Raw genomic sequence first — 12926 nt, forward strand, 5'->3', positions numbered from 1 at the left:
GCCCGTCGCCAGTCTTGAGCTATCCTTTGGGTGTTCGTTTGTACAAGTTTCTATTCGAACGAATGCGAGGCCCGGATTCGGCAGTTGTTTAGTGACCATAGCGACGTCTGTTGGCACACCGAGATCCAGGGAGAGCGAGCCATTGGCTCGTTCCGAATCACTGGACCGGCCAGGGCATGGCCATTGGATGGCGATCTCACATGTTTACCCACCGACGGATCGAGCGGCACCAATTACATTGCTTCCTGCAGGTATTCAACCGAGTTACCGATAAACCTATCGGTTTTCTGGGCAACGTTTCTGAAAGTGGGCTGATGTTGATCAGCCAGTTGCCCATGATGGTCGATGTGGATTTCGAGTTGCGTCTGAAAATTCCTGGCCCGACCGGCGAGTGCCAGGCAATCGACCTGACCGCGACCTGCCTGTGGAGCCATGAAGACATCAACCCGCAGCATTACGACTCGGGGTTCAGTGTGATTGAAGCGGGCGAAGAGTACAGCCAGTTGATCAGCGCCTTGTTGAATTACTTCAGCTTCGATCCGCTTCAGGCATCCGCTTAGGCATTGAACGTGTTGACCCGGCTTGGGGTGGTTAGCCCGGCCTTGGCAACGTGTCTGTGTCAGCGCGCTTTCAGAACACTCCGGCTTTTTTCCAACCCAGATAACGCGTCACGAGCGCGGCTCCCAACCCTGATGGGGGAGTGTCCAGTACGGATAACCCATGGGCGTTCAACCGGTCATGGAGTTCGTTGCGTGTATTGAGGTAGTCGACCGTCCCGCAATAAGCCAATGCTTCGGGCAGGGTTTGCACGGGGGTCTGGCGCAAATCATCGAGTACTTCCTCCCTCAGGCTGGCCACCAGTACCCGATGTTGTCGGCTGATACGCTTGACCGCTGTCAGCAATGCTTCATCGTCCTCATCGCGCAGATTGGTGACCACGATCACCAGCGCCCGGCGTTTTTGCCGAGCCAGCAGTTGGCTGGCCGCAGCTTGATAGTCGGCCGTCCGGCGGGTGGTATCAAGGTCGTACACCGCATTGAGCAGCAGGTTCAGTTGGCCGCTGCCCTTGACCGGCGCCAGGTAACGCGGCTGGTCACTGGCAAAGGTGCTCAGCCCCACGGCATCGCCCTGACGCAGCGCAACATAACTGAGCAACAGGCAAGCGTTGAGTGCATGGTCGAAATGTGACAACTCGCCGTCCTGACTGCGCATGCGTCGACCGCAATCGAGCATGAACACAATCTGCTGGTCGCGCTCATCCTGGTATTCACGGGCGATGGGTGTGCGTTGTCGTGCGGTAGCCTTCCAATCGATCTGACGCAGGCTGTCGCCCTCGCGAAATTCGCGCAGTTGGTGAAACTCCAGGCCCAAGCCCCTTCGCTGGCGTTGGCGTACGCCGAGTTGGCTGAGCCAGTTATCCACACCGAGCAACTGTGCGCCGTATAAATGGGCGAAATCCGGGTAGACGCGAGTGGCATCGCTGACCTCGGAAAATTGCCGTGCCGACCATAGCCCAATAGGGCTGGGCAGGTGAATTTCACAGCGGCTGAAGCTGAAGTGTCCACGGCGCAGAGGCCGCAGTCGGTAGCCCAGTTCGCTGCGTTCACCGGGGCGCAGTTCGATGCTTTGGGGCATGTTTTCCATGCTCAAGCCGTCAGGAACATGATCGAACACCTTCACTGTGATTGGTCGCGAGTAATCGTGCGCCAGGGTCAGGCGCACTTCACCCCAGCGTCCGAGTGCCAGGCTGCCCGGCATTTGCCGCTGAATTTGCACGCCGGGGCGACGCCGCAGGCGCACGGCATCCAGCAGCGCCAGCAGCAACAGCGCCAGTAACAAGCCCCAGGCTATCGAGTGCAGCGTGTCGGGCACCTTGAACTGCAGCGCCGCTGCGGCGCCGAGCAGGATGTTCAGGCCCAACAACACACTCAGCCAGCTCAGCAACAGGCGGGTCGGCTTCATGGGCGAGTCACTGCCGGGGCGCCGGGATCTGGTCCAGCAGTTGCTTGAGCACTTGGTCTACCTCCAGCCCGTCGATGTCCAGTTCCGGCGCAATGCGCACCCGATGACGCAATACCGCCAGCGCGCACCCCTTGATATCGTCAGGGGTGACGAATTCACCGCCACGCAACAACGCGCGTGCCCGGGCTCCGCGAACCAGGGCGATGGAGGCCCGAGGACCGGCGCCGATGGTCAGCCCAGGCCACGTGCGGGTGGCTCGCGCCAGGCGCACGGCGTAGTCGAGGACTTGTTCATCCAGCGCCAGTTCGCTCGCGACCTGCTGTAGGTTTAACACATCATGGGCCTGCAGCACCGTACGTAGCGGGTGCACATCGAGCATGTCTGCCCGGGACGAGCGAGTGACTTCGCGCACCATCTCCAGTTCTTGCTGAGCATCGGGGTAATCCATGCGCACCTTGAGCATGAAACGGTCGAGTTCGGCTTCGGGCAGGGGGTAAGTACCTTCCTGTTCGATAGGGTTCTGGGTCGCCAGTACCATGAAGGGCTGACCGATAGGCAGCGCCTCGCCTTCGAGAGTGACTTGGCGCTCCTGCATGGCTTCAAGCAAGGCGGCTTGAGTCTTGGCCGGAGCGCGGTTGATTTCATCGGCCAGCAGCAAGTGAGTGAACAGCGGGCCCTTGCGCAGTTTGAACTGCTCGGTATGCAGGTCATACACAGCGTGGCCGGTGACATCGCTGGGCATCAGGTCCGGTGTGAACTGGATTCGCGCGAAATCGCCACCAAAGCAACGCGCCAGGGCACGCACCAGCAACGTCTTGCCCAGGCCGGGGACGCCTTCGAGCAGTACATGACCGCCAGCGATCAGCGCGGTAAGTACGTCGTCGATCACCTGATCCTGGCCAATCACCGCCTTGCGCAATTCAACGCGCAGGGCCTGTGCCTGCTGGCTGGCGTGTTGAAGGCTTTCGGCGGTAGGGGCAGTGGCTGCTGGGAGTTCGCTCATAGGGCATTCCTGAGAGTTTGCAGGCATGCCACCTGACGGCTGAAATCGGCGCTGGTGAGCCGTTTTGCCGGGAGTGGGCCAAGGGCCTGACTGATGATGTGGGAGGGTTGGCGCGTCAGGCGTTCAAGTACCTGCCACTGTTCAGCGGTGTCGAGGTGTTCAAAGCCAGGGTGACGTCGGCGGGCAGCGCGCTGGATGTCGCGCTGCAGGGCGTGCAAGAGGGCGCCCTGGCCGGTGCGACGCAGCAGGAAATCGGCGCTGGCCTTCAAGTGTTCCTGCAACTGCCGACGTGCCCTGGGCGCAGGCGCCTGGATCGGGCCCTGGCGCATGCCGGTCCGCCAGAGTGCCAGAGCAATCAACGCCAGGAGTGCCACCAAGGCTTGGGGGAAATAGCGCATCAACAGGGTCAACAGACTGTCTACATCGCTGTTGAACAACAAGGTCACGCCAGTGCCTTGGTTGAGGTACCACAGCAGCCAGGCGTTATCGTGTTGGCCGATGCCCGGGGTTTTCCACAGCTCGCTGTCGGTTACCACGGTGACGGTGCCATGCCCGAGATTGCGTTGCATGAGATGGCTGGATTTGGCGCTGTTGGCTGAAAACTGTGCCAGGTGTTTGGGATCGGTGAGGTTGAAGTCGGTATCGAAACTGAAGTACGCCGGGGCGGTTTCATTGTCGACATAGAGTTTGGTCAGATCCGGCGTTTTCTTTTTGCGCGCCGAGGCTGGCTCATCGAAGGTTTCGCTCAAGGTCTGGTGGATGTCCAACCGATCAAGCAGCAGGTCGCCGCTTTTACCTGTCTCTTCATCCCACAGCGCTTCGGCGACCACCAGCAAATGGCCACCGGACTTTGCCCAATCGAGCAGTTCATCCACCTGGCGTGGTGTCATGTTGCCGCGATCACCCAGCAGCAGAAGGCTGTTGCCTTTCGGCTGGAGGTGAGCGAGGCGTTTGAGGCTCTTGGCATGCTCGACGCTCAGGCCTTGCTGGCGCAGAAAGTACTCGGCCGCCAGATAGGGATTTTCCCGTGCTTGGGGCGATGGGCCGCGATCAACCACTTCGTCATAAGGGATCGCTTTGTGCCAGGCATAAAATGCACCAGCCCCCAGCAGGCACGCCAGCAGTAGACCTGCCCACAGTAATGGGCGGTTCATTGCGCGGCGTCCGAATTGAACAACGCGCGCCATTCGCTGCAGAGCTTTTGCTGGGCGGCGAGCGGAGGCAGTCGATGGCCGTAGGCCAGGTTTTGCCAGTGGCGTGTCAGCTCATTACTGAACACCAGCAGCTGCGGTTGTTGTAATTGGTGAACACGCTCCAGGACCTGGCCTTCGGTGTCGGCGGTTTTCAGTGCAATGTTGTAGTCGTGCAACAGGTGGCTGAGCAGGCCTCGGTACAAAAGGCTGAGGGCTTGCCGTGGTTGTGTGGGCCATAATTGTTCGGCAGTACTGGCGATGTCTTCGGGCAAGGTTTCTATGCCCAACTCCAGGCCGAATAACTGCGTCGGAGCGGGTTTGGTGGCCCTGGATTGACTGATTGCGCGCCGACTGACAAAAGCGTGCAACCCGTCGCGGTAGTGCCAACCGAGCAATGCGAGGCCTCCAATCAACAGGCCCCACAGGAGTATTTCCAATCCCTGGCCTACGTGTTTGAAGGTGTTGCTGTTGAGGTGATCGAGCAGTGCCTGTAACCATCCGGGTAATTTGCCGTCACCGTGCGCGGTGCCTTTGGCCGCAGGCTGGTCTTCGCCGAAGCGATAGCGGGTGACGGTTTCCGGGTTTTTGAACGGGGGGAGGGCCAGCAGAGTCTTGATGGATTGACTCGCAGCCGGGGTGCTCAGTTGCGGTTGGCTACTGGACTCATCCGCCATGACCTGTGGACTGGCCTGCAACATCAGCCCGACCGCCAGGAGCAGTAGCGTCGCCACGCTGCCCAGGCGCTGGCGTAAACGCCGGAATACCAGTTCCAGGTCCCAGGCTTCCAGTACGGTACGGCGGTTGAGGTACAGGCTGAAACCGCAGGCGACGTAGATAGGCTCCCAGAACACCAATATCAACGCATAGAACGCGTTGCCCAGATGCCCCAGCCATAGCCATTGCGAACTGGTGGCGAGCGCCAACCGTTGCCAGTCCCAATCGCGTTCAACCTGCTCAGGAATGAAGAGATAGAACAGTGCCATGCAGCCAAGCCACAGGCCGATTTCCAGGTGCATGCCAATGATTGTCAGCCAGCGCGCGGCCCCTGCGTTGCGTTGTAACAGCACGCCGAGGCGGTGTTGGCGCGCCTGGCCACCCAGGCCTTCGAGTTGGCTCACTGGCAGCACGAAACTGCGGCTCAGGCTGAGACGCCGCCAGGTCAGGCTGACCAGCAACTGGCTTTTTAACAGTCGCGGCCAATGGCGCACGGCTTGTTTGACGCTGGGTGTTTCACCAAACAGTGCCTTGGAGAGGATGTACAACGGCAACCGATCGAACGCCGGCTTGAGCCACCAGAACAGCAAAACGGCGGCCAGTGGAGACTCCCATAACAACACGGTGAGCAAGGCAAATACTGGCAAGCTCACCAGCGCCCAACTGCTCATCAACAGCCAGCGATGCTCCCTGGCCATCAACACACCAAGGTCCATGGCTTCCCAGGCAGTACGGGGGCGAATTGCCACGCTGGCGTCACTCAGGCGCATGGTGAACCCGCCCGGCGAGAATCAAGTAAGCGGCCACCAGTAGCCAAAGCGCGGCGCCCACGAGGTATTTGATCCAAGGCGTGATAGTTGTGGTGGAAGACCAATAGGCCTCAATCAACGCAGCGATCAGCAGGAACACCATCACCCCGCAGAGCATCTGCACGCTTTTGCGCGCCGCCAAACGCAAGGATTCGCTGCGAGCGAGCGACCCCGGAGCGATCAGTGACCACCCCAGTTGCAAACCCGCTGCGCCGGCCAGGGCGATAGCGGTCAGTTCGAATGCACCGTGGCCGATGACAAACGACCAGAAGGTCTGGCCATAGCCAATTTCGGTCAGATGGCCGCAGATTGCGCCGATGATCAAGCCGTTGAAAATCAGAAAGAACACGCTGCCCAGGCCAAACAGCAACCCGGCTGCAAAGGTCTGGAAGGCGATGCCGATGTTGTGCATCACGTAGTAGCCGAACATCATCCAGTTTTCGCTGGAGGCTCGCTCGGCGGCGCGCCCGAGGCGGCTGGCATCGGGGTCGTACATGCTTTGCATGTCGGCGACCTGCTGGGCGCTGACGATGCTGTAGATCAGGTCGGGAAACAGGTAAACCAGCAGGGCTATTCCCAGCAGGCTGCCGAAAAACAACAGGCCGGCGATTAACACGAAGCGCCATTGCTCACGTACCAGGCGTGGGAAGTCGGCCAGGACGAAACTCAGGACCTTTGCTCCCAATTGACTGCGATGGCGATAGAGCTGCTGGTGGCCGCGCAGGGCCAATTGCTGCAGCGGATCTACCAGATAACTGCTGTAGCCACGCTCCTGTGCCAGCGCGAGGTGCTGGCACAGGCGTCGATAGTGATGGGGGAAGTCCGCCACGTCGCGGGCCTTGGCCTTGCCTTGCTCCAACTGTGTCAGTTGCGCTGCAAAGGCTTGCCATTGGGGCTGGTGACGGCTTTCGAACAGGCTCTGCTTCATGTCGGCCCCAACAAGCCACGGGCCACACCATTGAGTTGCTCTACGGCGCGTGCAGGAGACACTTGCAGAGGAGTCGCGAGGATGGACGCAAGTTCATGCACCCGTTCGGCAGAGAGGTCGCCCTGGCGTTCGGCGAAGGCGAGAATGGCGCGCTGTTCGCTCAGGTCAAGGGCGAAGGGCAGGCGCAACGCAGCCGCTTGAGGTATCCGGGGGCGGGCCAGTGATTGTTCGCGGTAGATCACCAGGGTGCCGGCGGCGAGGTCGCCGAGCCGTTTGAAATGGGGATGTTGCAGGCAACTGATGGCGCCGAGGAAGTAGCCGAAGGGCAGCATGTCGACAAAGCGCAGCAGGTTGCGGATCAACGAGGCGGACCAGCCGACAGGCGTGCCATCGTCCTGTACGACCCGCAGGCCCATGACCTGCTTGCCTGGAGAGCAGCCTTGATTGAGCACTTCGAACAAGACCATGTACCACCAGCTGACCAGAAACAGCAGCAATGCACCCAGGCCAATACCAATATTGCCCAACAGGGCCAGCGGCACGAGCAGGATGCCCATGACCAAGCCACGCAAGCCCAGGTCGAAAGCAAAAGCCAGTACCCGCGGCGGCAGGCCTGCCGGGCGCAAGGGCAGATCTATCCCCTCAGGGGTCTCGATCTGGTAGCGGGTATCCAAAGGGTTTTTCGGCATTGCGATCCCTGGCAGTGCGAAGCGGCTGAGAGACACGGATGCTAGCAGTGTCGACGGTGGAAGCAACCATTCAAGGTTTTGCTGGATATTTGTACAGCCAAGGTATCGCTGGCCCCGGACGGCCAACAGCGCCTAGACTTTGCCGGTCTTCAGCACAGGAATAGCCCGTGACCTCCATTTTTTGGTACGACTATGAAACCACCGGAATCAACCCGCGCAGCGATCGCCCGCTTCAGGTTGCCGGTATTCGTACCGACCTCGAACTCAACGAGATCGGCCCGCCGGTCAACCTTTATTGCCAGCTCAGCGACGATATCCTGCCTCATCCGGCCGCCTGCGCGATCACCGGCATCACCCCTGACGTCCTGGCGGAAAAAGGCCTGGCCGAAGCCGACTTCATGACCCGAGTGCATGCCGAACTGGCCGCACCGGGCACCTGCGGCGCCGGTTACAACACTTTGCGTTTTGACGATGAAATGACGCGCTACAGTTTGTATCGCAACTTTTTCGACCCTTACGCCCGTGAATGGCAGGGCGGCAACAGTCGCTGGGATTTGATCGATGTGGTGCGCACGGCCTACGCACTTCGCCCGGAAGGGATTGTCTGGCCAGAGCAGGATGGGCGCGTCACCCTCAAGCTTGAGCGTTTGACCGCAGCCAACGGGATCGACCATGGCCAGGCCCACGACGCCTTGTCGGACGTGCGAGCCACGATCGCCCTGGCGCGCCTGGTCCGCGAGAAACAGCCCAAGTTGTATGAGTGGCTGTTTCAATTGCGCAGCAAGCAGCGGGTGATGGATCAGGTACGCCTGTTGCAACCGATGGTACATATATCCGGACGCTTTTCCGCCGAGCGTCACTATTTGGGCGTGGTGCTGCCGCTGGCCTGGCACCCGCGCAATCGCAATGCATTGATCGTCTGTGACCTTGGGCTGGACCCGCAGGGGTTGCTGGATCTGGACGCAGAGACCTTGCGCCAGCGCCTCTACACGCGCCGTGGCGACCTGGCGGAAGGCGAACTGCCCGTGCCGCTCAAGTTAGTGCATATCAACCGCTGCCCGGTCGTTGCCCCGTTGAATGTGCTGCGGGCGCAGGATCGCGAGCGACTTCAATTGGATATGGACACGTACCAGGCACGTGCGCTGCGACTAACTGACGCACACGAAGTTTGGCGCGATAAGTTGGCGGCTATTTATGCCGAGGAAGATTTTGCGCCGAGTGCGGATCCCGAGCAGCAGCTCTATGACGGTTTTATTGGTGATCGCGATCGTCGTTTATGTGAACAAGTCCGGGCTGCCGAGCCTTTACATCTGGCGCATCAGCAGTGGCCATTTGATGATCATCGTTTGCCGGAATTATTATTCCGCTACCGCGCGCGTAACTTTCCTGACACCTTGAACAACGAGGAACAACAGCGCTGGAAACTTTTCTGTCAGCAACGGTTGTCGAGTTCGGAGTGGGGCGCGCCGACTACCCTGTTGGCATTTAAGCAGGCGCGCGAGGAGTTGGCCGTTAGTGCTACATCGTTTCAGTGTCAGGTGCTGGATCAATGGCAGGAGTACGCCGACTCTTTAGCCGCCCGGCTGAATCTGTAGTCAGGCATTGGAGAATATTCTGACAATAAAAAACGCCAGCAAGCTGGCGTTTTTATTTTGTTGCTTATCAGGCGAAAGCCCGACCAGGCTTAGCCCAGCAGGGTAGCCCAGCCTTCAACCACGTCGCCGCCCCACTTGGCTTTCCACTCTTTCAGCGTCTTGTGGTTGCCACCTTTGGTTTCAATCACTTCACCGTTGTGTGGGTTCTTGTATTGCTTGACCTTGCGAGCACGCTTGGTGCCGGTAGTTTTCACAGCGCCGCGGGGTGCCTTAACTTTCGACTCTGGATCCAGCAGCGCGATGATGTCACGCAGGGATTTGGAGTATTCACCCATCAGGGTGCGCAGTTTGCCTTCGAATTCCAGCTCGGTTTGCAGCTTGTCGTCTTGGGACAGGTTCTTCAAACGGGCTTGCAGCTCTTTGATAGCTTCTTCGGTGGCACGGTATTCGTTGATCAGAGACATGTGGACTACCTTATGTAGAGCGCTGATTGGCAGGAGAGTGGCCTAATAATAGTCAGGCACTAACCCCAAGTAAACATTTAAGGATGCATTTATGTGAATTACGTTGAATGTTTGTAGCCCTGCTACGCAATCGAGTTAATTAGTAGGTGGTAGACGTAAAGATAATCTCGTTTATTTTCCGACAATTGCCCGTGCATCACGTTGTACACGCATATAGCGTTGGTAAAACCTTACGCTATTAAGGGCTGTAGGCAGAGGTTGGGGGCAGAATAAGCCGTAAGGAATACTGCAGTTTTTCTGCGCAATCGCTAGAATGGCCGCCTTTGCGAAGTTCTGGAGTTTCCCCCTAATGCGCACTTTTCGGCTGGTGATTGCTTGCCCGGACCGGGTTGGCATCGTTGCCAAAGTCAGTAACTTTCTGGCCTCCCACAACGGCTGGATCACCGAGGCGAGCCATCACTCGGACGATCTCAGCGGTTGGTTTTTCATGCGTCACGAAATTCGTGCCGACACGCTGCCCTTTGGTCTTGAAGCTTTTCGTGAGGCGTTTGCGCCGATCGCCGAAGAGTTTTCGATGACCTGGCATATCACCGACACCGAGCAGAAAAAACGTGTCGTGCTGATGGCCAGCCGCGAGTCCCATTGCCTGGCCGATTTGCTGCACCGCTGGCACAGCGATGAGCTGGACTGTGAGATCGCTTGCGTAATCTCCAACCATGACGACCTGCGCAGCATGGTCGAATGGCATGGCATCCCGTATTACCACGTGCCGGTCAACCCGCAGGACAAGGAGCCGGCCTTTGCCGAAGTCTCCCGCCTGGTTAAGCAGCACGAAGCGGATGTGGTGGTGCTGGCGCGCTACATGCAGATTCTGCCGCCGGAACTGTGCCGCGAATACGCCGGCAAGGTCATCAACATTCACCACAGCTTCCTGCCGTCTTTTGTGGGTGCCAAGCCGTACCACCAGGCTTCCCTGCGTGGCGTGAAGCTGATTGGCGCAACGTGCCACTACGTCACCGAAGAGCTGGACGCCGGCCCGATCATCGAGCAGGACGTGGTGCGCGTCAGCCACAGCGACAGCATTGAAGACATGGTGCGTTTCGGCCGTGACGTCGAGAAGATGGTGCTGGCCCGTGGCCTGCGTTATCACTTGGAAGATCGCGTGCTCGTGCATGGCAACAAGACTGTAGTGTTCTGATACACGTCTTGAAGAAGCACAGGCCTGGGCGTTAAATCGTCCCAGGCCTTTTTTTTTCCTGCTGTTGGGGATTGATCAATGAGCGATCCACTGGACAAAGCCACCTCCCAAGCCCCGGCGACGCTGGGGGAGGGGTGTTTAAGTCGATATGACCCGGATGACCTGGACGCTGAGGACGGCACCGAGTTTCCCGGTGCCGCTGAGTTGTGGGAGCGCGAACAGGCCAAATCCGAGCGCTCGGAAAAATAACGGCCCGCCGCTCTGAAAAGCGGCGGGCACTGGGCTCAGATTCGGAAACTGCCCACCAACTGTTTCAAGCGTGCGGCCTGTTGTTCCAGGTCGGTGCAGGCGCGCAGGGTGGATTGCAGGTTTTCCACGCCTTCCTGGTTGAGGGTATTGATCTCGGTAATGTCCATGTTGATCGACTCCACCACCGAGGTTTGCTCCTCGGTAGCGGTGGCCACTGACTGGTTCATGCCGTCGATCTCACCAATGCGCTGGGTCACGCTGTTCAAGCGCTCGCCGGCCAGGTTGGCGATTTCCACGCTGTCCTGGCTGTGGCGCTGGCTTTCACTCATGGTGCTGACCGAGTCGCGCGCACCGACTTGCAGCTCCTCAATCATCTTCTGCACTTGCTGCGCCGACTCTTGAGTGCGATGCGCCAGGTTGCGCACCTCATCGGCCACGACCGCAAACCCGCGCCCGGCTTCCCCGGCACGCGCCGCTTCGATGGCGGCGTTCAGTGCCAGCAGGTTGGTTTGCTGGGAGATGCTGGTGATCACCTCCAGAATTTGCCCGATGTTCACAGTCTTGCTGTTCAGCGCTTCTATATTGCTGCTGGAAGCACTGATCATCGCTGACAGTTGGGTCATTGCCTTGATATTGCGATCTACCACCTGCTGGCCGTCTTCGGCCAAGTGCCGCGCATCGCTGGCCTGGCTGGAGGCTTGTGCGGCGTTGCGCGCGATTTCCTGGGCGGCGGCGCCCAGTTCGTTGATGGCGGCGGCGACGCTATTGGTGCGGTTGGCCTGCTCGTCGGAGTTGACCATCGAGGAATTGGAGGCACTGACCACGCGCAACGCCACTTCGTTGACCTGTTCGGTGGCCGAGGACACCTCGCGGATCGAGGTATGAATCCGCTCCACGAAGCGGTTGAAGGCATTGCCCAGCGTGCCGAACTCATCGTTGTTCTGGATGGTCAGGCGGCGAGTCAAGTCGCCCTCGCCATCGGCGATGTCCTGCATTGCGCGGGTCATTACGTGCAGCGGTTGCAGCAGCACGCGGATGAGCATGCCCAGCAGCGCAATGATGATCACCACAGCGATGATCGTGGCGATGACCGCCGAATTGCGGAACTCGCTGAGCATGGCGAACGACTTGTCTTTATCCACCGAAATGCCCAGGTACCAGTTCACCGAGGGCAAGCCCTTGATCGGTGTAAACGTCACGATGTTGCCTTTACCGTTGGCTTGAACTTCACTGAAGTCAGCACTGATCTTGGGCGTGTGATTGGGGTACACGTCGGCCAGGGTCTTCATCACCAGGTTTTTGTCCGGGTGCACGAGCACTTTGCCATCGGCACTGACCAGGAAGGCATAACCCATGCCGCCGAAGTTCAGCGCGCCAATGTTATCCACCAGCGTTTGCAGGCTCAGGTCGCCGCCTACCACGCCGATGCTCTGGCCAGTTGTTGTGGTGCTGGGGGTGGCGACCGAAATGATCAATTTCCCGGTGGCGGCATCAATGTAGGGTTCAGTCAGGGTTGAGCCATTGCTGGACTGGGCGCCCTTGTACCAGGGGCGAACCCTAGGGTCGAAGCCATCGGGCATCTTGGTGTCGGGGCGGATGGTGAAGGCGCCTTTGCTGTCGCCCACGTAGGTGGCCATGAACGAGGACGTCAGGGCTTTCTGTTCCAGCAGGCCGGCGACGGCGGCGGGCTCAGGGTTGATGGCAATGTTCTGTGCTGCGTTTTCTACCAGCGCTATGCGCCCGGTGAGCCAGGTCTGAATATTGCTGGCGGTGACGTCGCCCATTTCATGCAGGTAATTATTGAGGTCGTCGCGAATCGCGTTGCGTTGCAGGTAGTCGTTGTAGAGGGTAAACAATGCGAAGGCGGCGATGACGATAAGAGCGGCTGCAAGCAGGATTTTGTGGCTGAAGCGCAGGTTTTTATTCATGGCTTGAAGGGTCCGCTAAGGTCTTGATATCCGAAGCGCGTCCTCATGGGATGCGCAAAATGGCAGCGTCAAAAAAGGTGTGGTACTTCTGGTGATAGCTCTGTAAGTCCCTTTAGGAACCATCCGATCTGTTTTTAGACTTTGTGGGTCTTACAATTATCTGTATCGACCTGGCGGCACTAAAGATTAACCAA

General features: G+C 59.0%; 12 protein-coding genes and 1 pseudogene. 4 read left to right on the top strand and 9 right to left on the bottom strand.

The features are described from left to right. Nucleotides 1–200 precede the first annotated feature (200 nt). A complete protein-coding gene (locus AC19YS_RS01250) occupies nucleotides 201–560 on the top strand; it encodes a PilZ domain-containing protein (protein WP_106578363.1) in 360 nt (119 codons plus the stop codon). A 70-nt stretch (nucleotides 561–630) separates the two neighbouring features. Here the strand turns inward: AC19YS_RS01250 and AC19YS_RS01255 are convergent, their stop codons facing one another. The 6 genes from AC19YS_RS01255 to AC19YS_RS01280 are packed head-to-tail and all read right to left on the bottom strand — an operon-like array spanning nucleotide 631 to nucleotide 7298. Next, nucleotides 631–1962, bottom strand: coding sequence for a DUF58 domain-containing protein (locus AC19YS_RS01255; RefSeq protein ID WP_500600699.1), 1332 nt, complete (start codon nucleotides 1960–1962; stop codon nucleotides 631–633). A gap of 7 nt (nucleotides 1963–1969) precedes the next feature. Further along, nucleotides 1970–2965 (bottom strand): AAA family ATPase, encoded by a 996-nt coding sequence (locus tag AC19YS_RS01260; protein ID WP_119736945.1) that lies wholly within the window; start codon nucleotides 2963–2965, stop codon nucleotides 1970–1972. Beyond that, nucleotides 2962–4119, bottom strand: coding sequence for a DUF4350 domain-containing protein (locus AC19YS_RS01265; RefSeq protein ID WP_500600700.1), 1158 nt, complete (start codon nucleotides 4117–4119; stop codon nucleotides 2962–2964). Before AC19YS_RS01265 ends, AC19YS_RS01260 begins: the two co-directional genes overlap by 4 nt. After that, nucleotides 4116–5642: a DUF4129 domain-containing protein gene (locus AC19YS_RS01270; protein WP_500600702.1), complete on the bottom strand. Its 1527-nt coding sequence runs from the start codon at nucleotides 5640–5642 to the stop codon at nucleotides 4116–4118. Before AC19YS_RS01270 ends, AC19YS_RS01265 begins: the two co-directional genes overlap by 4 nt. Then, nucleotides 5629–6609 carry a stage II sporulation protein M gene (locus AC19YS_RS01275; protein ID WP_214247078.1) on the bottom strand — a complete coding sequence of 327 codons (981 nt, stop codon included), beginning with the start codon at nucleotides 6607–6609 and terminating at the stop codon, nucleotides 5629–5631. The genes AC19YS_RS01270 and AC19YS_RS01275 overlap by 14 nt, the downstream gene beginning before the upstream one ends. Continuing rightward, a complete protein-coding gene (locus AC19YS_RS01280) occupies nucleotides 6606–7298 on the bottom strand; it encodes an RDD family protein (RefSeq protein WP_500600704.1) in 693 nt (230 codons plus the stop codon). The genes AC19YS_RS01275 and AC19YS_RS01280 overlap by 4 nt, the downstream gene beginning before the upstream one ends. Before the next feature lie 167 nt (nucleotides 7299–7465). On the opposite strand from AC19YS_RS01280, the gene sbcB reads away from it, so the two are divergent. Continuing rightward, a complete protein-coding gene (sbcB, locus tag AC19YS_RS01285) occupies nucleotides 7466–8893 on the top strand; it encodes an exodeoxyribonuclease I (protein ID WP_500600706.1) in 1428 nt (475 codons plus the stop codon). 89 nt (nucleotides 8894–8982) lie between these two features. Here the strand turns inward: sbcB and mvaT are convergent, their stop codons facing one another. Beyond that, a complete protein-coding gene (gene mvaT, locus AC19YS_RS01290) occupies nucleotides 8983–9357 on the bottom strand; it encodes a histone-like nucleoid-structuring protein MvaT (protein WP_005790963.1) in 375 nt (124 codons plus the stop codon). Nucleotides 9358–9706: 349 nt separating this feature from the next. Here mvaT and purU point away from each other — a divergent pair, with 349 nt between their 5' ends. Both purU and AC19YS_RS01300 read left to right on the top strand, forming a co-directional pair. Next, on the top strand, nucleotides 9707–10555 hold the full coding sequence (purU, locus tag AC19YS_RS01295) for a formyltetrahydrofolate deformylase (RefSeq protein WP_005790961.1): 849 nt from the start codon (nucleotides 9707–9709) through the stop codon (nucleotides 10553–10555). A 78-nt stretch (nucleotides 10556–10633) separates the two neighbouring features. Beyond that, a complete protein-coding gene (locus tag AC19YS_RS01300) occupies nucleotides 10634–10804 on the top strand; it encodes a hypothetical protein (protein WP_164487960.1) in 171 nt (56 codons plus the stop codon). A gap of 35 nt (nucleotides 10805–10839) precedes the next feature. On the opposite strand, the gene AC19YS_RS01305 is transcribed toward AC19YS_RS01300, so the two are convergent. Both AC19YS_RS01305 and AC19YS_RS01310 read right to left on the bottom strand, forming a co-directional pair. Continuing rightward, nucleotides 10840–11604 (bottom strand): methyl-accepting chemotaxis protein, encoded by a 765-nt coding sequence (locus AC19YS_RS01305; protein WP_370004806.1) that lies wholly within the window; start codon nucleotides 11602–11604, stop codon nucleotides 10840–10842. A 93-nt stretch (nucleotides 11605–11697) separates the two neighbouring features. Continuing rightward, nucleotides 11698–12732 (bottom strand): annotated as a pseudogene (locus tag AC19YS_RS01310) (HAMP domain-containing protein); the annotation flags it as partial. Between the last annotated feature and the right edge of the window lie 194 nt (nucleotides 12733–12926).

The sequence above is a fragment of the Pseudomonas sp. MF08831 genome (assembly GCF_059862645.1).